Source organism: Metabacillus sp. 113a, from assembly GCF_050107635.1.
Classification (GTDB): domain Bacteria; phylum Bacillota; class Bacilli; order Bacillales; family Bacillaceae; genus Metabacillus_B.
Map to the genome: position 1 here is coordinate 325,564 of NZ_JBNILJ010000004.1, position 19,928 is coordinate 345,491.

The 19,928-nt window shown below is 43.0% G+C and carries 26 protein-coding genes; 13 read left to right on the forward strand and 13 right to left on the reverse strand.

Translation table 11 applies throughout. The features are described from left to right. Nucleotides 1-26 precede the first annotated feature (26 nt). Complete coding sequence (locus tag ACQCVE_RS09905; RefSeq protein WP_426842616.1) at nt 27-710, reverse strand: TerC family protein; 684 nt, start codon at nt 708-710, stop codon at nt 27-29. Nucleotides 711-778: 68 nt separating this feature from the next. Further along, complete coding sequence (locus tag ACQCVE_RS09910; protein ID WP_426862637.1) at nt 779-1,066, reverse strand: hypothetical protein; 288 nt, start codon at nt 1,064-1,066, stop codon at nt 779-781. A gap of 171 nt (nt 1,067-1,237) precedes the next feature. Between ACQCVE_RS09910 and ACQCVE_RS09915 the strand changes: the two genes are divergently transcribed. The 8 genes from ACQCVE_RS09915 to ACQCVE_RS09950 all read left to right on the forward strand — a co-directional run bounded on the left by ACQCVE_RS09915 (nt 1,238) and on the right by ACQCVE_RS09950 (nt 7,603). After that, nucleotides 1,238-1,495, forward strand: a complete 258-nt coding sequence (locus tag ACQCVE_RS09915) for a hypothetical protein (RefSeq protein ID WP_426862639.1) — start codon at nt 1,238-1,240, stop codon at nt 1,493-1,495. Between the two features lie 193 nt (nt 1,496-1,688). After that, on the forward strand, nt 1,689-1,829 hold the full coding sequence (gene degQ, locus ACQCVE_RS09920) for a degradation enzyme regulation protein DegQ (RefSeq protein ID WP_426842613.1): 141 nt from the start codon (nt 1,689-1,691) through the stop codon (nt 1,827-1,829). Nucleotides 1,830-2,042: 213 nt separating this feature from the next. Continuing rightward, nucleotides 2,043-2,975 carry a polyprenyl synthetase family protein gene (locus tag ACQCVE_RS09925; RefSeq protein ID WP_426842612.1) on the forward strand — a complete coding sequence of 311 codons (933 nt, stop codon included), beginning with the start codon at nt 2,043-2,045 and terminating at the stop codon, nt 2,973-2,975. Nucleotides 2,976-2,977: 2 nt separating this feature from the next. After that, a complete protein-coding gene (gene comX, locus ACQCVE_RS09930) occupies nt 2,978-3,136 on the forward strand; it encodes a competence pheromone ComX (protein ID WP_426842611.1) in 159 nt (52 codons plus the stop codon). A 36-nt stretch (nt 3,137-3,172) separates the two neighbouring features. After that, complete coding sequence (locus tag ACQCVE_RS09935) at nt 3,173-5,464, forward strand: histidine kinase (RefSeq protein ID WP_426842610.1); 2,292 nt, start codon at nt 3,173-3,175, stop codon at nt 5,462-5,464. A 78-nt stretch (nt 5,465-5,542) separates the two neighbouring features. Beyond that, nucleotides 5,543-6,184 carry a response regulator transcription factor gene (locus tag ACQCVE_RS09940; RefSeq protein ID WP_426842609.1) on the forward strand — a complete coding sequence of 214 codons (642 nt, stop codon included), beginning with the start codon at nt 5,543-5,545 and terminating at the stop codon, nt 6,182-6,184. Nucleotides 6,185-6,300: 116 nt separating this feature from the next. Continuing rightward, on the forward strand, nt 6,301-6,957 hold the full coding sequence (locus tag ACQCVE_RS09945; protein WP_426842608.1) for an SIMPL domain-containing protein: 657 nt from the start codon (nt 6,301-6,303) through the stop codon (nt 6,955-6,957). A 277-nt stretch (nt 6,958-7,234) separates the two neighbouring features. Then, nucleotides 7,235-7,603, forward strand: a complete 369-nt coding sequence (locus tag ACQCVE_RS09950) for a hotdog fold thioesterase (RefSeq protein WP_426862666.1) — start codon at nt 7,235-7,237, stop codon at nt 7,601-7,603. Between the two features lie 89 nt (nt 7,604-7,692). Here ACQCVE_RS09950 and ACQCVE_RS09955 read toward each other — a convergent pair whose 3' ends face one another. Genes ACQCVE_RS09955 through ACQCVE_RS09990 form a run of 8 tightly spaced genes read right to left on the reverse strand, consistent with a single transcriptional unit; the run spans nt 7,693 to nt 14,164 of the window. Next, nucleotides 7,693-8,397 (reverse strand): DNA alkylation repair protein, encoded by a 705-nt coding sequence (locus ACQCVE_RS09955; protein WP_426862640.1) that lies wholly within the window; start codon nt 8,395-8,397, stop codon nt 7,693-7,695. Next, nucleotides 8,387-8,752, reverse strand: a complete 366-nt coding sequence (gene mnhG, locus ACQCVE_RS09960; protein WP_426842606.1) for a monovalent cation/H(+) antiporter subunit G — start codon at nt 8,750-8,752, stop codon at nt 8,387-8,389. Before mnhG ends, ACQCVE_RS09955 begins: the two co-directional genes overlap by 11 nt. Beyond that, nucleotides 8,736-9,020 carry a Na(+)/H(+) antiporter subunit F1 gene (locus tag ACQCVE_RS09965; protein WP_426843335.1) on the reverse strand — a complete coding sequence of 95 codons (285 nt, stop codon included), beginning with the start codon at nt 9,018-9,020 and terminating at the stop codon, nt 8,736-8,738. Before ACQCVE_RS09965 ends, mnhG begins: the two co-directional genes overlap by 17 nt. Nucleotides 9,021-9,027: 7 nt before the next feature. After that, complete coding sequence (locus tag ACQCVE_RS09970; RefSeq protein WP_426842605.1) at nt 9,028-9,504, reverse strand: Na+/H+ antiporter subunit E; 477 nt, start codon at nt 9,502-9,504, stop codon at nt 9,028-9,030. A 5-nt stretch (nt 9,505-9,509) separates the two neighbouring features. Further along, nucleotides 9,510-10,991 (reverse strand): Na+/H+ antiporter subunit D, encoded by a 1,482-nt coding sequence (locus ACQCVE_RS09975; RefSeq protein WP_426842604.1) that lies wholly within the window; start codon nt 10,989-10,991, stop codon nt 9,510-9,512. Continuing rightward, nucleotides 10,984-11,325 carry a Na(+)/H(+) antiporter subunit C gene (locus ACQCVE_RS09980; protein ID WP_426842603.1) on the reverse strand — a complete coding sequence of 114 codons (342 nt, stop codon included), beginning with the start codon at nt 11,323-11,325 and terminating at the stop codon, nt 10,984-10,986. The genes ACQCVE_RS09975 and ACQCVE_RS09980 overlap by 8 nt, the downstream gene beginning before the upstream one ends. Beyond that, complete coding sequence (locus ACQCVE_RS09985) at nt 11,325-11,762, reverse strand: Na(+)/H(+) antiporter subunit B (RefSeq protein WP_426842602.1); 438 nt, start codon at nt 11,760-11,762, stop codon at nt 11,325-11,327. Before ACQCVE_RS09985 ends, ACQCVE_RS09980 begins: the two co-directional genes overlap by 1 nt. Further along, a complete protein-coding gene (locus tag ACQCVE_RS09990) occupies nt 11,759-14,164 on the reverse strand; it encodes a Na+/H+ antiporter subunit A (protein ID WP_426842601.1) in 2,406 nt (801 codons plus the stop codon). The genes ACQCVE_RS09985 and ACQCVE_RS09990 overlap by 4 nt, the downstream gene beginning before the upstream one ends. A gap of 206 nt (nt 14,165-14,370) precedes the next feature. On the opposite strand from ACQCVE_RS09990, the gene ACQCVE_RS09995 reads away from it, so the two are divergent. After that, a complete protein-coding gene (locus ACQCVE_RS09995; protein ID WP_426842600.1) occupies nt 14,371-14,613 on the forward strand; it encodes a hypothetical protein in 243 nt (80 codons plus the stop codon). 70 nt (nt 14,614-14,683) lie between these two features. Then, complete coding sequence (locus ACQCVE_RS10000) at nt 14,684-15,241, forward strand: DUF5366 family protein (protein WP_426842599.1); 558 nt, start codon at nt 14,684-14,686, stop codon at nt 15,239-15,241. Between the two features lie 52 nt (nt 15,242-15,293). Here ACQCVE_RS10000 and ACQCVE_RS10005 read toward each other — a convergent pair whose 3' ends face one another. Beyond that, nucleotides 15,294-15,707: a thiol-disulfide oxidoreductase DCC family protein gene (locus tag ACQCVE_RS10005; protein ID WP_426842598.1), complete on the reverse strand. Its 414-nt coding sequence runs from the start codon at nt 15,705-15,707 to the stop codon at nt 15,294-15,296. Then, complete coding sequence (locus ACQCVE_RS10010) at nt 15,688-17,538, reverse strand: transglycosylase domain-containing protein (protein ID WP_426842597.1); 1,851 nt, start codon at nt 17,536-17,538, stop codon at nt 15,688-15,690. Before ACQCVE_RS10010 ends, ACQCVE_RS10005 begins: the two co-directional genes overlap by 20 nt. 203 nt (nt 17,539-17,741) lie before the next feature. Between ACQCVE_RS10010 and kapD the strand changes: the two genes are divergently transcribed. Further along, nucleotides 17,742-18,362: a 3'-5' exonuclease KapD gene (kapD, locus tag ACQCVE_RS10015; protein ID WP_426842596.1), complete on the forward strand. Its 621-nt coding sequence runs from the start codon at nt 17,742-17,744 to the stop codon at nt 18,360-18,362. Between the two features lie 103 nt (nt 18,363-18,465). On the opposite strand, the gene ACQCVE_RS10020 is transcribed toward kapD, so the two are convergent. Then, entirely contained in the window at nt 18,466-18,843 is a 378-nt protein-coding gene (locus ACQCVE_RS10020; RefSeq protein WP_426842595.1) for a kinase-associated lipoprotein B, read from the reverse strand. A 137-nt stretch (nt 18,844-18,980) separates the two neighbouring features. Here ACQCVE_RS10020 and ACQCVE_RS10025 point away from each other — a divergent pair, with 137 nt between their 5' ends. Continuing rightward, the gene (locus tag ACQCVE_RS10025; protein ID WP_426842594.1) at nt 18,981-19,175 is read left to right on the forward strand and encodes a hypothetical protein; all 195 of its coding nucleotides are present in this window, start codon (nt 18,981-18,983) and stop codon (nt 19,173-19,175) included. A gap of 138 nt (nt 19,176-19,313) precedes the next feature. Further along, nucleotides 19,314-19,883, forward strand: a complete 570-nt coding sequence (locus ACQCVE_RS10030) for a superoxide dismutase family protein (protein ID WP_426842593.1) — start codon at nt 19,314-19,316, stop codon at nt 19,881-19,883. Nucleotides 19,884-19,928 lie beyond the last annotated feature (45 nt).

Here is a 19,928-nt window from a genome sequence, read left to right on the forward strand (position 1 = left end):
CAAGGGCTGCTGTAAGCGCCCTTGTTTTAATTTTGCCCAGCGATATGCCTTTTCTCCCGGTTTTTTTTACGATAGTATCCAATTCCGGTTACGAGGACAATCACAGCTAATTCAAATGTATAAGTAATCCATTCTTCCTTAAAATAAGGCTTAAGAAATGGCTCCTTTACAATCATTTTTGCGGCAGTCCAGGCTAATATGGCTGCCCCGATGACAATGATGGCCGGAAAGCGGTCGATGAATTTTAAAATTAACGTACTCCCCCAAACAACAATCGGAATGGAGATCAAAAGCCCTAGGGTAACCAGCAAGAAACTTCCATGAGCTGCACCTGCTACCGCCAAAACGTTATCAAGCCCCATTACAGCATCGGCAATAATAATGGTTCGGATGGCAGCTCCCATACTGTTTCCTGATTTTACGTCATGCTCTTTATCGTCGGTCAGCAGCCGGTAGGCGATCCAAAGAAGGATCAAACCGCCCGCTAAAAGCAGACCAGGAATCTTGAGTAAATAAACGAAGGCAAACGTGGCAATAGCCCTTATAATAATCGCTCCTGCAGTACCCCAAAGGATAACCTTCTTCCTCTGTCCTGCGGGCAGGTTTCTGGCAGCCAATCCAATTAGGATCGCATTATCCCCTGCAAGCACCAGATCAATGACTATGATGGATAAAAGGGAGGCCAAAAAATCAGCCGTAAATATCTCCATGAATTCACCTCGCTTTTAGTTTTAGCACACCCCGCCCATGTATGCTGACCGGAATTTACTAATTGCTGTTACCACCTTAATGAAGCGGTCAGATGCCCGTGATCCTTTAGGATAGTGATGTTGATCCCATCTGGAGTATAAGCTACATCAAATGGAGAAACTAACCCTGATTGACGGATTAGCCGCCGAACCTCCTTCGTATTGGAAAGCTCCGCGTTTTTTCTTATTTGAAAGGCGTACCGCGGTGAGGAAGAGATGGCTGCCAATACTTTTTGCAAATCTGCATAAAGAGAATGGCATTCCCTTGCACTTAAGCCAAAAACATCTGTATAGGGCGAACGCAATGGACCGGACAAGCACTTCACCTCCAAATAAGCATGTATTATATGTATGTTCCTCTTTATTGTATTTGTCTATTTTTATTCTCAAGCATAAGGGTGAACGTAAACACCTGCTGATAGAAGGAGGGTTTAAGCAAAAAAGAGCGAATAGTTAAATAATATGACATCTTTTAGGAGGGAATCGTTTTGCTTGAACCGAAAATCTTTGAATTGGAAAATAAGCTGGTTGTTGCCTTTGTCTTCCATCATGAAGGAAATGCGGTCGAAGCAGAATTCGTATGCTCTGAAAAAAGAATTGAAGATTTACTAATCAGATACAATGGTCCGGCTGAATTAGCAGCTGTCCGTGAAAGGGCTGAATGGCATGCGCAGGAAATATTCCGGGACCAATTATTCAGTAATTTCGGTGAACCTGAGTATCTAGGCATGAAAGTCAAATCTTAATAGGTACAATAGCACGACTGATAATTCGTAAATATGAATCATATGGACTATTGAAAGGGTTGCGGTATCCCGCACTGTGAATTTCGCCTTATTTTCGGTTACAAACGGCCCGCACTCCTTTAGTATTAAAGTTAGCAAAAGGGTTAGCAAGCGAATAGAAGCCAGCCCGATTTAAAGAAGGAGTGTGGAAGCGATGACACAACACAAGATCGAAGAATTGACACAGTTTCTTCAGCAGCTGGAAAAAGAAATTCGTGAAACGAAGCAATCCTTACAATCCATAAACAAGAGCATCGATAAATACGATAAATACGCATATGTAAAGGTCTCGTAAAGCTCTTATCAGCCAGAGCTTTTTTCTTTGTAAACAGAAGAATGGACGGATAGAAACAGAAAGCAGTTTCCTTAAAGGAAACTGCTTTTTTTCTTCTAAATTAAGGTAAAATTTTTATAAGAATGTAAAAATTTTATAATTATCTATTAAAAAAAATGCATATATAGTAATATTACTTTTAAAGGGGTGATTGCAATTAGTGACCATTTACACTTGAACTTCGACGCAGTCATAAAGGCATCCGTGCAATCGGTAACCTCAAAAGTAAAGAACGAATCAGCAAGGGATCGAATTTTGTCGTTTATCTGCACGAAGGATCAGGTTTTCTTCGGGCAGCTTGTATTTCTCCACGGAATGCTTTTTGCCAAAGAGTCTGACATCCTTCCCCATTTTGAAGAGGGACTGTATAAAATTGCGGCCGCAGTCGAGCTATATGCACTCTCATTCGATATTCTGGATGACCTTGAGGATCAGGATAATTATTCAGAGCCGTGGATGAAAATTCATCCAGGAGAAGCGATAAACCTTGCGACCATGATGTATACACTCAGCCTTCAAATGGTTGCGGAGCTGGAAAACAGTGAACCGCTGACCAGGCTGATCAGTCGTTATTCTGTCCTGGCAATGGAAGGGCAGCACGAAGATTTGACAGGATCGGCTCTTACCGAAGAAGCATGCCTGGAAATGATGAAGCGAAAGTCCGGATCGCTCCTGGCCATGGCCTCCATGACGGGCGTCATCTACTCGGGCGGAACCGAAATTCCGGAAGTGCATGAATACGCAACGCAAATCGGTCTTGCGGCGCAAGCTGAGAATGATTTCAGGGATTTATTTCACTCGCATAAAAGTGACGTGTCTGCTCAGAAAAACACCTTGGCACTTTTATATATAAAAAGGGAATTTAACGATGCATCAAAAGAACTGCTGCAGTTTTTTAGAAGCGGCAAAACGTTCGAAGAGGAATATGGCGGTATAAAGACTTACAAAGAAGTGCTCTTTAAATCAGGAGTCATTTCTTATTTAAACGTCATCAAGCAGATTGCCATCCAGAAAGCAGCCACATCAATGAACCGTCTGCCTCTAAACGCGGATCGGATTGAGATTTTAAAATCTCATTTGATAAATAATAATAAAAAGGAGCTGTAAACATGCAGGATATAGTACAATACTTATTAGATAATCCAGATGTAGTTGAGAAAGCAATGAATGGCGAAGTAAGCATTTTAGGAGTGAGCTTAGAGGAACTTCCAAGTTTAATAGAAGGATTATTTAACGCAACAAAAACTGTAGCACACTATTGGTGGTAATGTTTCGTTTCAAATAGATAAAAAAGGTGTTTTATAATGAAAAACTACTTCAGTAGAATTAACACATGGTATAAACTCACTGTAATTGTAAGTGTATTATTATGCTTGTACTTCCTTGTCTTTAATTTTCTTCATCCCTATATTGGTGCAATTGTTGATGAAAAAAAAGACGGGAAGTATATCATTTCTGATGTGGAGCCCCAAACGTGGGCTTCTTCTGTGGGTTTGAAAATTGGAGATGAAGTCCTTGTAGTTAATAATGAGAGTCCTTCTAATCATCAGCCTATCATAAGGGACCGAAAATTAGAACGGGTGCAATCTTTCACCATTGACTCAAATGGTGTAATTAGAAATTTTGAAGTAGAGGATACATTAATAAATAGTCAGTCATTCTTCATAGTAGTTCTTCCGCTAGTTCTCATGGTTCTCTGCCTATTTTGCAGTTACTTTTTATACAGGTCAAATAGAAAATTAAATTTGCTCTCGGCATTCATTTTAAATGCTTTTCTACTTAACATTGCGTTGGCTCATTTCAGCGCAGGTGTTTCAGCAAGAGCTGATGTTTTTGCACGATATGCAAATATAGTTTTCTTTTTATTGACTCCAGTCCTTTACCTTCATTTCATCTATCAATACTTTAAAGAATATGGCAGACTTTTATTCAGTAAGTGGTTCTTGGTGTTTGGTTACGGAATTACACTATTTAATTTAATAATCGAATTTCCTAGATATGATTATAGCTCTTACAATTTCACCAAAATTTCAAACTTAATTACATTTGGAACTCTTATTATTTTAGTTTTTGTTTTAATTATGAGAAGCTTAAAAAAAATTAGGTATACAGATCAAAAATATCTTCTGAAAGTGCTTATCGTTACTAATTTCATGGCTTTTTTTCCATTTATTTTGCTTTATTTAATTCCATTTTTAATTTTTAATAAGCATATTTTTCCGCCTACAATATTAGCAGCTTTCATCCTGCTAATTCCTTTTTCATTAGTTTATCAATTTGTAGCTACTAAGATATATGATATTGAATTTATTCTTGGAAGAGTTAGATATTATGCTCTGTTGGCTGTATTACCAACTGCAATTTGTCTTGGAGCTATTTTGTTATTGGAAGAAAGCGATACAAGCTTTTATTTAGTCAAGCTGACTATTTTCATCTATATAACAGTGATCCTAATGTTTTATTTTAAAGAAATCCTTGATTTTAGGTTTAAATTAAAACGCTTTTCTGAAAAGTATAATTATCAGGACAGCATCTTTAAGTATACAGACCAAATTAGTAAATCTGTTAACCTGGTCCAGGTTATTACACATTTAAAAAAGACAATTACTGATGTTCTTCTAGTAAGTAAAGCGTATTTTATCGAGGCAGACACTCAAGGAAACGTTTTATTACAAACCGAAGAAGAAGTTATGAATTATGTAAAGGAAATCCCCTTTACGTTATCAGAAATAGGAAAAATTAAAGAAGTTGATAAGGGATTTTTAATAAAAATAGGAGAAACGGAAGATCGAAATTACATTCTCCTCTGTCTCTCAACCATAAATACCCCTAAGCTAACAAGAGACGAAATTTCATGGCTCAAAGCGCTCTCATTCTATACTCATGTCTCTCTCGAAAACTTCCTCAAAATTGAGGAGCTTATGAACCATCTAGAAACGGTGCAGAAGGAAGGCACCAATCCTTCCTGGCTGACAAAGCTATTCTTTTCGATAGAAGAGAAGCAGCGCTCCAACCTTGCGAAGGATTTGCATGACTCCGTTCTTCAGGACCTGATTTCTCTTAAGAGGCAGTGTGAAGTGGCGCTTGTAGAGCTGGAGGCGGCTCCCGCAGACCTAAAGAATCAGCTTGAAGATATGAATGAGAACATGACGAAGATTATTAAAACAACCAGGGAAACATGCCAGGAGCTCCGCCCGCAGCTTTTATATGATCTGGGGCTTGTTAAGGCTTTAAATAAACTGGTTACCCAGTATCAGGAATTTGCAGACTTTGAAATCCGGATGAATGCCGGCAAATTTCAGACGAATACGGATATTGATGTTCAGCTGAATTTATACCGTATTATCCAGGAGCTCCTCACGAATGCCCATAAGCACTCTCATGCAAGCAATGTGCTGATTATGCTTGTGTGCATCAAAGATAAGATTGTTCTTCACTATGAGGATGACGGAATTGGGTTTGATCAAAATGAGATTATCTATAATTCTGAAAGTATGGGCCTATCCGGTATCAGCGAGCGCGTAAAGGCTTTAAAAGGAACGCTGACCATTGAAACGTCGAAAGGTGAAGGATTTAAAGCAGTAATTGAAATATAACTTTTTTCACGAAAGACTTGGCTAATGCCAAGTCTTTTTTATACAATAAGACTAGCTTCATGGAGAGGTAGGAGGGCTATGATACATATTTTAGTAGTGGATGATCACCCGGCAGTAAGAGAAGGGACGAAAGCAATTTTAGAAAAAGATCCGGAAGTGACTGTGGATTTTATGAATCCGCCATTTACCCTTGAGGCGGTGGAAAAGCAGGACTTTTCCCCATACGATGTCGTCCTGATGGATTTGAATTTGGGAGATATTAATGGAATGGAGCTTTCCAGGGGGATCGTAGAGCAGAACTGCGGCTGTAAAATTATTTTGTATACGGGCTATGAGGTTGAGGATTATTTTGAAGAAGCCATTCGCATGGGAATCCACGGTGCCATTAATAAAGCAGAGTCTAAAGAGAAAATTCTTTCTTATATCCGTCATGCTATTAATGGAGAAATCGTCCTTCCATATGGATACCTCCAAACCCTTCTTTCGCAGCAAAAGCAGAAGCAGGACGATCAAAGTATGGATGCTGAATGCTTAAACGAACGTGAAAAATCCATTTTGCAAGAAGTGGAGAAGGGGCATACGAACCAGGAAATCGCAGATAATCTGCATCTCAGCAAGCGATCCATAGAATACAGTCTGACCTCCATATTCAATAAATTGAATGTAGGCTCCAGAACGGAGGCTGTGCTAATAGCTAAATCGGAATCGATTATTGACTAAGCTTAACGCTTTGGGATACGGCAAAAAGATTCATTTGCAGCAAAATTGAACAGATGCTCACATATATTTAGAGAAATATCTCTGAAAGAAGTGAGAGTATGCAATATGGAGGCTACATGCCAACCCTAAACGGGCAGAACCGGGACCGGAAAGAGTATTTAATGGAAGTCACAGGACAGGGGTCTGCAGAGGCAACGCCGGACACAGCACTGATCCAGCTTGGGATTGTAACAGAAGCAGAAGATGTCAAGACCGCTCAGGAAGAAAACAAGCTCAGGCTGGAGCGGGCTGTGAATGCTCTTTTCAGGCAGGGAATCAACAAAGAGGATATCCAAACGATTTCCTATAGCATTTCTCCTAAGTATTCGTTTCAGGATGGCAAGCAGACGCTTGTAGGGTACGAGGTCGTAAATTTAATTTCAGTAAAGACGGAACGGCTCGATCAAATAGGTGCAATTGTCGACACTGCTGTCAGCAATGGGGTGAACCGCGTAGACCGGGTGGTGTTTAAGCTTGAAAATGCCAAACCCTATGTGGAGGCTGCTTTGCAGGAGGCTGTCAAGCAAGCCTATGAGAAAGCGGCCGTTCTTGCCGAAAGCTACCAGGTTTCCTTGAACCGGGTGCCTGTTAGAGTCACCGAATCGTCAAGGTCGTTCGTTCCCTATGAGCGGGAAGGGCTGTCGCTGGCAGCAGCTCCGGCATCCTCTGCACAAGTTTTTCCGGGTTCTTTGACAGTTTCAGCAGAGGTCCGCGTTCATTACCGCTACAGTTAAAAACGGCCGCGCCAATAACAGAACTTTACAAAAAATAAACATATTCTCAATATTCACGTGATATTCGTCCCGTATGATGGTAATCATGTATTATGATCGAATTCATACGAGGGGGCTGAAATGAATATCCTGGCGGTTCTACCCGCGTTGCTTTTGCTGGCGGTTTATTTGGTTTTTGTGATTAAGGTGCTAAAAAATTAACGACGGATCAGCGCTCAGGCGTTAAAATATGACAGACGGGGACAAAGGGGGAACAGAAGTGGATACTGCAAATACAATGATTGAAACACTAGGGATTGAAATTAAAGAGGTTTCAGATCAAGGGGTTATTGCGGTCATGCCGGTTGACAGCAGGACGCATCAGCCGTTTGGCATTCTGCACGGAGGTGCATCAGTAGCATTAGCAGAGACTGCGGCAAGCATTGGGGCGTATCACTTTATTGATCAGGAAACAGAATTATGTGTAGGACTTGAAATCAATGCGAATCATATTCGGTCCAAACGGGATGGATTTGTAACGGCACATGCAACCCCTTCCCATAAAGGGAAATCTACCATGGTATGGGATATCAGGATTACGGATGAGGATGACCGGCTTATTTGTATTTCAAGATGCACAATGGCAGTCATTCAGAAGAAGCAGTAAGGTCTTTGATGCTTAGCGGGTGAATGAGAGCCTGAATCAAAACAAAAACCCCTTTGCAGGGGTTTTTGTTTTTTGTATACAGGAGCATCTTAAAGTGAAAAATCCTGCTGTCTGCTGATGATTTTTAACGCTTCCTTTTTGCTGAGCGGTTTTAGTTCATTTTGTGCCGTGAACTGAATGACCCATTCCGGATTCGTTTTCGAATATTCTCTAAGTGCCCAGCCAATGGCTTTTTGAAGGAAAAATTCATTTGAATCAGAAAGTCTGCAAATGATCCTTCCCAGCTTATCTGAGTCTGTTTGGTCTTTGTATTTAAGCTGGAAAAGAAGGGCTGTCCGCTTCATCCAAATCGACTCATGCTCGACCCACTGCTCTGTCACCGTACTTGAGGCTGGTTCAGAGGACAGCAAGTAGCCTGCGATATGGGAAGCCAGCAGGTCTACAGTGTCCCACCATGGCTTTGTCAGGATCAGCTTCTCCAAAAAGGTAAGGTCCCCTGAATGAAGATGCTTTTTTCTTTTAATAAGCAAATCCAGACCTGCATATGCGTATTCCCTGAAGGAAGACTGGAAAAGAATAATAACGGTTTTTTTGAGATCTTCCGGGGTTTCGGGATACCCTGATTCTTTAATAAAATCCTTTAGAATCTGTTTACGTTCAGGCGTTCTAATCCCTAGAAAATGAAATTGATTCTTCATATAGGCTTCCATGGCTTCCTGATTTTCAGGGACAGCTTCAGCCTTCAGGCGCTCCATCAGGCGGTTTGCATACTGTTCTGCATGGTCAATCCCCACTATGCCCGGCTTCCCCGTCCTTCTTTTTCCGAAGATCATTTTGGACGCTGTTTTCCCATAAAGGAACCTTAGTATTATGAGCGGCTCTCATGATTAAATGTCCGGCTACAGGAGAGGTAATAAATACGAATGCAATTCCCAGAAGCACTCTGGAATTAAAATGGCCCTGAATGAGCAGAAAGTACAAAAATACGCCAAGCAGCAAGCTGATGATGCCTAGTGTCGCCCCTTTCGAAGCGGCGTGATTCCTAGTGTAAACATCGGGGAGCCTTAAAACTCCTATGGATGCGAACAGGCAGAGAAGGGCGCCCTGTAAAATGAGATAGGCGATGATAATTTTACTGATCACGATCATTTTCGATAATTTCTCCTTTCTCAAGAAACTTCGAAAAGGCTACGGTTCCAATGAAGGCGAGAATCCCAAGCAGGAGGATGACTTCAAGGAACGCATTCGTTTTCAGGACAACTGAAATGACTGCTGTCATCCCGATCAGGTTAATGCCGATTGCGTCCAGCGCCACCACCCTGTCTGGAACGGTTGGACCCTTTACAAGCCGGTAGAAGTAGAGCAGAGTGGAGACCGCCAGAATGAGCAGTGCGAGCCTCATTGCGAGTTCAAACATGTCCATATCAGCGGCTCACCTCCTTGATTGCTTTTTCAAAGGAATCTCTGATATCTTTGCGGGCCTCTTCTGCGCTATTGATGTCCATTGCATGGATGTAGAGGATTTTGTTATCCTCTGAAACTTCCACAACAAGTGTTCCGGGTGTCAGTGTAATCAGGTTGGATAAAACAGTTATTTCCCAATCCTTCTTAAGGTCTGTCTCATAGGCGAAAATGCCCGGAGTCAGCTTTAACGTCGGAGTCAGAATGATTTTGAGCACTGAGAGATTGGATAGGACCAGCTCTTTAATAAAAATCGCAAACAGCGTAAAGACGGCCAGTACATTCCAGAAATAAAACCTTGTCGTAAAAAAGCGCCTCATCCCGAAAATCATGAGCAGTCCAAAGAGAAAACCAACTGCAAAGGTTCCAAACGTATAAGTATTCTGCAGAAACATCCATATAAACGCTATAAAGAAATTTAACAATACTTGAAAAGCCATTTGCATCACTGCTCCTTTAAAACGGCTTCAATATAGATGGACGGATCCAGCAGTGTTTCGGCTGCCTGGGTAATATATGGTGAAACAAATTCTGTCCCAAGGCCAAAAGCTGCGGAAAGAGCTACAAGGATGACAGCCGGATAGACCATTCCTTTAACGGAAGGATTTCCTTTAATCGGCTGCACCTCTCCCCAGAAACCGTTCATGAAAATTTTCATGATCGAGTAGAGGACGAGAAGACTTGAAAAGAGCACAACCAGAGCAATTGCATATTCTCCTGCTTCAAAGCCTCCCTGGATGATTTTCAGCTTGCCAATAAAGCCGCTCATTGGAGGAATGCCTGCAAGCGCTATAGCCGACAGAAAAAACATCCACCCGGCAAGCGGGTACTGTTGAATAAGGCCGCCCATTTTTCGTAAATTGGAGGTTCCTGTAATGCTGATCATAATTCCGGCCAGGAAGAACAAAGCCCCTTTAATAATCATGTCGTGGATCAGGTAGTAGATCGAACCTTCAATTCCAGCGGGTGTTGCAGCCGCTACCCCGAATAGGATGACCCCAACCGCCGCGATGATGTTGTAAATAACAATTTTTTTTACGTCCCAGTATGCGATTGCGCCAATCACCCCAAATAAGATGGTGAGAGCCGCAAGCCATCCAAGGATCTCATGCGTAAAGGCTTGTTCGTGAGTAAAAATCAGTGTGTAAATTCTTGTAATGGCATAAACGCCAACCTTTGTCAGTAGTGCACCAAACAGGGCTGTAACGGCTGCAGGAGGGGCATGGTAGGATCCCGGGAGCCAAAAATAAAGCGGAAAAATAGCCCCTTTCATTCCAAAAACGATCAGGAACAGGATGGCGATTACCGTCAGCAGTCCGGTTTGCCCGCCTTCACTGATTTTCACACTCAAGTCTGCCATGTTCAAGGTTCCTGTTACCGCGTATAAAAAAGCGACGGTTATAACAAAAAGAGCGGAAGAGAAAATGTTTACGGTGATATACTTGATCGATTCTCTCAGCTGCTTCTTCTCACCGCCAAGTACCATAAGGACATAAGAAGCCATGAGCAGGACTTCAAAGAAGACGAACAGGTTGAAAATGTCCCCTGTCAGAAACGCCCCTGTTACCCCTGCCAGCAAAAATTGGACAGCCGGGTAGTAAAAGAAATACTCGCGTTCTTTCCCGATTGTACGAAAAGAAAATAAAATGCCGGTTAATCCTATTACACTTGTTGATAAAACTAAAAGACTTGCGTACATGTCTGCGACAAACGGAATGCCGTAAGGAGGCGCCCACCCTCCAATTTCAACGGTCTGGATGCCGCTTTGGTGAACCGTGCCGACCAGGATAGCTGAGAAAATCACGGCTGTAAGAGAAAACAAGGCGCTTAACGTTCTTTGGATCCGTGGTTTTTTATTAAAGAAAATAAGTAAAATGCCTGCGATTAAAGGAATAATCAGAGGCAGCATCACAAAATTGTTACTCATGGGAATCAGTTCCTCTCATTTGATCCATATCATCCGTTCCCAGCTCCTGATAGGTTCTATAGGCAAGGACAAGCATAAAAGCGGTCACCCCGAAGCTGATAACGATGGCCGTTAATATCAGTGCCTGCGGGAGGGGATCCACGTAGTTCTCTGCCTTCTCTCCAAGCAGCGGGGGAGCCCCTTCTTTAAGCCCGCCCATTGTCAGAATCAGCAAGTGGGCACCATGACTGAGAAGGGAAGTACCGACGATAATCCGCAGCAAGCTTTTAGAGAGCATCAGATAAGTGGCGGCCATGAATAAAATACCGCAAACAATTGACATTATGACTTCCATTATTCCGTCTCTCCAATCGTCTGGATTATGGTCATGGTTACACCTACTACAACTAAATAAACTCCAAGGTCAAAAAGGGTGGCAGATGCCAGCTCAACCTCGCCAAACACTGGCAAATGCACCGGACCGTGGGCCTGCTTCAAAAAAGGAAGGTCGTAAAAAAGGGCTCCAAGACCTGTCCCTAAAGCTAAAAGCAACCCGACTGCCGCCACTTTAATAAAATTAAACGGCAGGATGGAGGTAACTGTTTTTACATCATAGGCCAGCAGTAGCAGCACCACAGCGGAGGAAGTCATCAGACCCCCGACAAACCCTCCGCCCGGAGTATAATGCCCTGCAAAGAAAAGGTAAATGGAGTAGATGAAAATGATAAAAAACACAATTTTAACAACTGTTTGCAAAATATGGTCATTGGTTTTTAAATTCGTCCGTTTCACGTTTCTTCCCTCCTTGACAGCCGCAGTTTAACCATCGCGAATATGCCCAGAGCGGCAGTCAGCAGGACTGTGATCTCAAACAGCGTGTCAAAGCCCCTGAAATCAACAAGAATGACGTTTACCATGTTTTTTCCGCCTGCTTCTTTATAGCTGTTTTCAATAAAGTATCTTGAAATCGTTTCTGATACCCTCTGGCTGTTGGCAGAAAGAGCCACGAGAGTAACGACTGTACCTACCCCGAGTGAAATAAAGAAATTCGCCATTTTAAACGGCAGTCTTTCCCGCTTTTGCAGTTCCGGCAAATAATAAAAGCAAAGCAGGAACAGAGCAACAGATACGGTCTCAATTACAAGCTGGGTCAATGCGAGGTCGGGTGCCCTGAACAGGACAAAAAACAGCGACACACCATATCCAACTGACCCTAAAGCAATGATGGAGGTCAGCCTTGTTCTTGCAAACAGGATGGTGACCACACCGGCGATCAGCAAGACGGCGAGTACCAGCTCATAGACCCCAACCGGGGCATTGGCGGCAGATTGAAAAGAGAAAGCTGAGTTGGCGTACATGGCCCATCCTGTCATGAGAATGATAAAGACGAAGATGTACCCGAGATAGTCTCTTAAAAACCCGGTCATATATAATTCCTGAACCTTTAGTGAGCCTTTGTCCAGACCGTTTATTGACTTGTCGTATGCCCGGTTAAGGGTGAGCTTTTCAGGAAACAGTCCGAATATCTTTTTCCATTTTGGAAGTGTCAGGTATAGGACAGCACCAATGGCGATAACCCCAATGGTCATAAACAGTTCTGGCTTAAAGCCGTGCCAATGGGAAATGTGAACATGGAATTTTTCTCCATCTTCAAGCAGCATTGGAGCTATAGAAGCTGCTGCCGGTTCAATGATGCTATAAGACAGCACATTCGGGAATATCCCGAACAATACAACAAGCGATGCCAGAATAACAGGGGAGACCAGCATGCCAAGTGGAGCTTCATGCGGTTTTTTCTCAAGCTTTTCAGGATTGTGCCTGCCCGTAAACGGCTTGAATACAATAATCATGCTGTAAATGAACGTAAAGACGCTTGCGACCCAAGCCAATACAGGGAATAAGACTGCCCAAGTTTCTGCTTGAAACAAATCAAACTTCAGCAAATTAATCATCGCTGTGAAAAACATTTCCTTGCTCAGGAAGCCATTGAAAGGCGGGAGTCCGGCCATGGAAAAGGCTCCGATTGCAGAGATCGTAAAGGTAATCGGCATAAAACTCATCAGACCGCCCAGCCGGCGGATATCCCTTGTTCCCGTCTCATGATCAATGATTCCTGCAGCCATAAACAGACTGCCTTTAAATGTAGCATGATTAATGAGATGAAAAATCGCTGCAATAATTGAAGCGGTAAAAAGATTGTCATCCAAGGATTCAAAATGCAGGGATGCAGAACCCGCACCGAGAAGCGTCATGATTAATCCGAGCTGGCTGACTGTTGAAAAAGCCAGAATCGCCTTTAAATCGGTTTGTTTAACTGCATTAAATGAGGCCCATGTCAGGGTAATCAAACCAACTCCTGAAACGAGCCAGAACCATTCCGGGGCCATCCCGAATACCGGTGTGAATCGTGCGGTTAAATAAAGCCCTGCTTTAACCATGGTTGCGGAATGGAGGTAAGCACTGACAGGAGTCGGTGCTTCCATTGCATCCGGCAGCCAGATGTAAAATGGAAACTGAGCCGATTTCGTAAATGCGCCAAGCAAAATAAGCAGCATGGCCGGAAGAAAGTATGAATGCTCCATAATGACTGGAGCCTGGGTCACCATTTCCCTGATGCTGAATGTATTGCTGATGAGATAGAGGAGAATAAAGCCCCCGAGCATACTCAGACCGCCAAAGACGGTAATCATCATGGATTTCATCGCCCCGTAACGGGATTTTTCACGCTTATGCCAATATCCAATCAGCAGGAACGAGGAAAGACTGGTCAGTTCCCAGAAGGTATACATGACAATCATGTTATCCGAGAGGACAATTCCGAGCATCGCTCCCATAAAAAGGAGAAGATACACATAGAATTGGTTAAGCTGTTCTTTTTCCCTGGAAAGATAATAAATGGAGTAAAGAACCACAAGAGAGCCGATACCGGTAATTAAAAGAGCGAATAAAAGTCCGAGTCCGTCCACATAAGCTGTAAATTGTATGCCTAGTGAAGGAATCCAGTCAGCAGTGGAATACGTATTATCGCCGCTGCTTACAGGGGGTATGTACTGAAAAAAATAAACAAACAATGCCAGCGGAAGGATGAGGACAAACCATCCAGTGTGAATATGTTTGTTGAACCACTTATAGATAAATGGCACGAAAAGAGCCGCGATAAATGGCAGAAGTATGGCTAAGTGCAAAAAAGACATGTTTTGCCTCCAATCTAATGGTAAACCTTCCGTTTGGCATTTGCGGTATTCCATCCTCCGCATACATGAATAGTATGAGCTTTTTGGGAAAATTTATCATTTAATTTCAAGTTCATATGAACTTATAAAATCATCATATCAAATAATAAAGGTGTTGTATAACGAGAAGTTTTTTTTGGCATCATAATGAAGAAGGAGGGGATTGCATGCTTAAAATAAAAGCTGCAGCCGCATTCGCTATTTTCTTCGCTCTGTTTCTAACCATGCTTGCCATTCAGCTTCGGCTTATAGAGGATTACAGCAACCCGCTGGTAATCAAACCAGTGAGGCAGATCAGTGAAATGGAAGTTGCCGGATCCGAGGAAACCTGGCACATACGCGAACCGGTCATTTTTAAAACCTTTGAACCGAGGGAATATGTAAAAATCATTTCAAGGCCTCAGAAATAAAAATGTTTGCTTTACAAATTTTTCCCCTCTAAGCATAATGAAGAAGAATGCTTACGGAAGGGAAGTTCTCATGAGAAACACTTATTTTACCAGCTATTTTCCTTTAATCTCTTTGCTGCTCTTCAGCACATCCCTATCCATCTCAACCGTCATGGATGTAACAGCCCTCCTGAAAAACCTGGGCATCTACACCAGCATGCTGGATTTCTTTTCGGAAAGCGAGATGAAAATTGCATTATTCGCGTTATTTGCCCTGCTGTACTTTATGGTTTTTTCGGCTCTTAAGCTGATTGCCAATACGGTAACTGAGTTATCCTTTCTTTTTTTCTCCCAGGATGCTGAAGGGGTTACGCTGAACAAAATCAGGGCAGGCTCTGCTTTTTACCTTGCCGGGGGTGCTGTTTCCCTTTTTCTTGTACAGGCTATATGGGTGATTGCAGCTGTTTTTCTGGTTTCTACCCTTTGCTACTTTATCTTTATCATCTACCAGGCAAGCTCTATGGTTACTTCCTGGTCCCTGATCGGGATGGTGCTGTTTAATTTATTGTTCTGGTTTGTATTTACCCTTGGACTATTTTATTTATTCCTCCGTCTATACAATGGGTTTGTTAACAGCTTGCCCATATAAAAAGGCTATCCGCCGCACAATCTGTTTACAGATTAGCGTGGATAGCCTTTTTTTAATCGAGAAATCGTTCTTTAAGCGATGGGCTGGGAATCATACAGCTTTCTTTCCGGCCGAACCATCTGTACCGGTTTCTGGCGATCAGGGTGTAAATAGCGTCTCTGACCGGTCTCGGTACAGCAGTAAATAGTCGGAGGAGCCTCCACGGAAGCGGGAGATAGCCGGCAGTTTTCAGCGCTGCCTTCGACTTCAAGTAAAGCTGACCGCCCTCAGCCAGAATAAAAGAGTCGAAGTGATCCTTGTCCAAGCCATGCTGAGATAAAAGCATTTGACCGGTATGGGACTGGAGGGAGGCGAATTTTAGTACGGCAGCTTTATCCCGTTTAATAAGAAAGATAACAGCCCCTTCACAAAGGTTGCACACCCCGTCAAACAGAACAATAGGATGCTTATTTTCGATTGGCGCCAACGGATTCACCGCCCATAATCATTTTCCAGTATTCAAGCAAGGTCCCTTTTTCATAAACGTTTTCGATTGACCCATTCTGATCTTTTCCGAACCAGACGGCTGCGGTATGGCGATTTGTTAAGCCTGAAAACCAAAGATCGTTGTAATTGTTTGTCGTTCCCGTTTTCCCGCCAAGGTAGGCTGATTCAAATGCTGCTTTTTTTCCGGTTCCTTGATCAATCACAGATTCCAGCAGGCCCAGCAGGATGGAATTCGTTCCGGAACTCCATGCCCGAACGGGGGTATCCTTCCATTCAAACAGGACCGAGCCGTCCTGAGCGAGAATCCTCTTAATGGCCCTGCTTGGCTGATACATTCCGTCATTCCCGAATGCAGTATAGGCGCCTGCAAGCTCCAGAGGGGAAACCTCTAATGTTCCTCCGCCAAGAGCGGCTGAATAGTCATGAACGGGGGCAGCTTTTTTGAATTTGAAGGGTTTCAGGTAATGATACGCTTTTTCATATCCTACTGTTTTAAACATTCGCAATGCCGGAGTGTTGTAGGATTGGCTAAATGCCTTCTCAAGTGTAACCATTCCATATTCTTTTTTCGTATAATTTTCCGGACAGTTATTTTTAGATATGCAAAAGCGGTCTGCACTGATCTTGCTGGCTGGATCAGCCTTCGTCTCTTCTATATAAGGAACATAGTCAATAAGAGGTTTAATAGCCGAACCGGGCTGTCTGGTAGCTTGAAAAGCACGGTTGTAATCATGCTGCTTGTAACGGTATCCTCCGCTGATTGCTTCTATATGATGGTTCTCATGATCGAGAATAACGGCAGCGGATTCATGTGATCCGTCGAAAAATTTTTCATTTGCTTTATAAATGCGATCCTGCAAAAAAGGATCCAGATGCGTTTCGATGACAATTCCTGAGCGGAGCCAATCCTCTTTGGCCTGTTGGATTTGATCAGGATCTGTCAGCTTTTCTTTCTGCGCAACTGCCTCTGATAATTCATTTTCCACATAGCCTGTATAATCGGGATAAGGTTCTTTGTTCTCACGAATGGATAGCGTAATCCTTCTGTTCTTCTCTTCTGTTAGCTGCTGTTCGCTCAGTATTCCGCTCTCCTTCAGCATTTGAAGCAGGCGTTCCTGTCTTTTCTTTGTCTTTTTTGGATTAGTCAGCGGATCATAGAGGGTAGGATTATTCGGTATGGAAGCCAGATACGCCATTTCAGCTGTTGTTAAGGCCTGCAGCGGTTTGCTGAAATAAAAGTCTGCCGCCGCACCGACTCCGTACACCCCGTTTTGAAAATAAATTGTATTCAAATAGCTTTCAAGTATTTTATCCTTGGACCATTTTCTTTCGAGCTGAATCGAGAGCAGCAGTTCGCTGAGCTTACGGTTATACGTTCGTTCATGATTCAGATACAGGTTTCTGGCAAGCTGCTGGGTTATTGTACTCCCGCCTTGATCAAGAGACTGATTTTTAACGTTCACAAGAAGGGCTCTGGCTGTTCCTTCAAAATCAAACCCTGCATGTTCATAAAAGCGCTGATCTTCTGATTTCAGAAACAGCTCTTTCATTTGAGAGGGGATATCCGAGCTTTGAACGAAAAGGCGCTTTTGCCCGTCGGTTGCCAGTTCGGAAACAACACTGCCTTCAGCATCTTTTATATAGCTTGCCGCAATAGCCGGTACTTCTTCAATGGGAAGCTTCTCATCAAGGGTTTCGGGGATCGATTTAAGCTTTTCGACAGCTTGTCCGGAGCCGAGCAGGAGGAACAAAAACAAAGGAATCAGACAAAGGATGAAACTCCATCCAAACCATTTTCTCAAATCTGTCACACTCTTTCTGTTGAAATCCTATTCTTTCTATATCCTAGCATTGATTCCCAAATCAGAGAAGCAAATTTTCAGTACGCGGGCTCTTCGAAAATGTGATAAAAAAATGTGTGCTTTTCCAATGAAAATTTTTCTAAAAATACAGTTAAATTCAAGTGGGCGGTGATATAATGGTAATAAAATGATAAAGAGAAAGGAGGGGGACTATGGAATCTGCAAAACCCTTGCTGTTTATTGATTTTGAATTCAGCATGCCGGATGGAAATTCAGGCTATAAAGGATTTTACGCAGAAATTATCGAAGCGGGACTTGTTTTTTTCAAAAATGGAAAAACCGATAAGGAATTCTCGCAATTTGTCACACCTGTTAAGGGAAAAAGGCTGACAGAACGCTGCAAAAATTTTCTTGGAATCACACAGGCACAGGTTGATCAGGGCATCTCATTCCATGAATTGATCCGTGTTCTAAGCGAGCTTGATACGCCCAAAAAAGTCGTTACCTGGGGCAATATGGACATGAAGGTGCTGCGGATGAACTGTGAAAAAAATCAATGCCCTTTTCCATTTCATCGGGATGAATTTCTGGATTTATCCATGGAATACAAAAAGTTCTTCGGAGACAGAAATCAGACAGGGCTATGGAAAGCGGTAGAGGAATATGGAAAGAAAGGGACGGGGCAGCATCACCGGGCTCTTGATGACGCACTGACAACCATGAAGATTTACAAATTAATTGAAAAGGACAAGGAATACCTGGAAAAACCAAGTCCGACTACGATCGGGGACCGGGTGGACTTTTCAAAGCTCCTTAACAAATTCGCAACATAAAGCCAAATCACCCACCCATGTGATTTGGCTTTTGTTTTTGAAGATTATTTGCGGGAAAGTTTCAGCCGCAGGAAGCTTTGTCCAGAACCAGCCCAGTTATTTGTTAAAGTTTATACTCATTTTCGAGCTGGGCAAGCTGATCCAGTGATTTTTTTGCCCAAAGTGTTTCTTCTTCTGATAGTGAGGCTTTCTGCTGCTCAAGGGCCTTCTTGAGAGAATCCTTATATTCAGGGAATTCGCCGTCGAAAGACTTTAGCATGCTGGCCGGTATGTTGGTCTGCTCATTGAAGCTCAATGCTCTTCTTTCATGAAACAGAGGGACTTCCGCCTGTTTAGGCATATGAAGGTCCCCCTGCTGCGGATGCTTCAATACAGCTTTTACCTGGACAAGCACATGCATAGGCCGCAAGCCTGTGACGACTCCTGCATACTTTCCGGTCTTATAAATGCCGGTTACATGATCTCCAACGTTCCATTCCATATCCACATGCTCCTATCCCTTACGTTTCATCCATTCTACCATACTTTTAAAAGTGCAAAAAAAAAGGAGTTGGTACGAACAGACATTACCATGTATAGTGGAGAAAAGAAGATATATTGGGAGGTGTGTCCGCTTACATGGCAGAAATGGTCCTTTCGTTATTTCTCTATTTTCCAGAAGACAAATCAGAGTACATCCCGGCAGCTTTTCACATGGCGATTTTCCTGCTGCTGGCCATTATGGCTTTCCGCTTTATTGTGAAGCAGTCCAGAAAAGAAGAGCGGGAAGTGCACGAAAAATATAAGCATCTGGATAAGAAGGATATACACTAAACGCTGGTGCCACCCGGCGTTTTTTGTTTTAACCAAAACGGAATGACTGTGCTCCATGGCAGTCTTACTCCGTATATTTTCCCCCGAACGGAGAACACTATACAAAAGTGTCCAATCGGTTAGGGAGGGGAAGTTCAGTTGAGAAGAATCATATCGGCTTCAGCAGCGGCTTTACTGCTTTTAGGAGGATGCTCGAAGGATACGCTTACGAGCATGGGGGTCGAGATGTTTAACCAGGACGGCGATTCGCTCGGAACGGTTAAGCTATCGGAGCAGCCGGAAGGGGTTAAATTTGAAATTAATCTGGAAGGTCTGCAAACGGGGGAACACGGCATCCATATCCATCAGAAACCAGAATGCGAGGGGCCTGACTTTATTACTGCAGGAGAGCATTATAACCCGGACAATAAAAAGCATGGGCTCATGAATTCGGAAGGAGCCCACCTCGGAGACCTCCCCAATATTTCAGCAGACAGTGACGGGAAAGTACAGGCTGAACTGTTGGGCCCAAAGCTTACGTTGAAAAAGGGGGCTAAAAACTCACTTCTATTCAAAGGCGGGACCTCTCTGATCATCACGGAAGCAAAAGATGACGGAATGACCCAGCCTGCCGGAGAATCCGGAGCCCGAATTGCTTGCGGGAAAATTACAGAAAGTGAAGCAGAGCGTCCGGACAAAAGAGAAATCGATATTGAAGCAAAGCCCTGAAGAAGCGGTCAGTGCTTTTAAGGCTGGATTTCTTACATTTTCAGA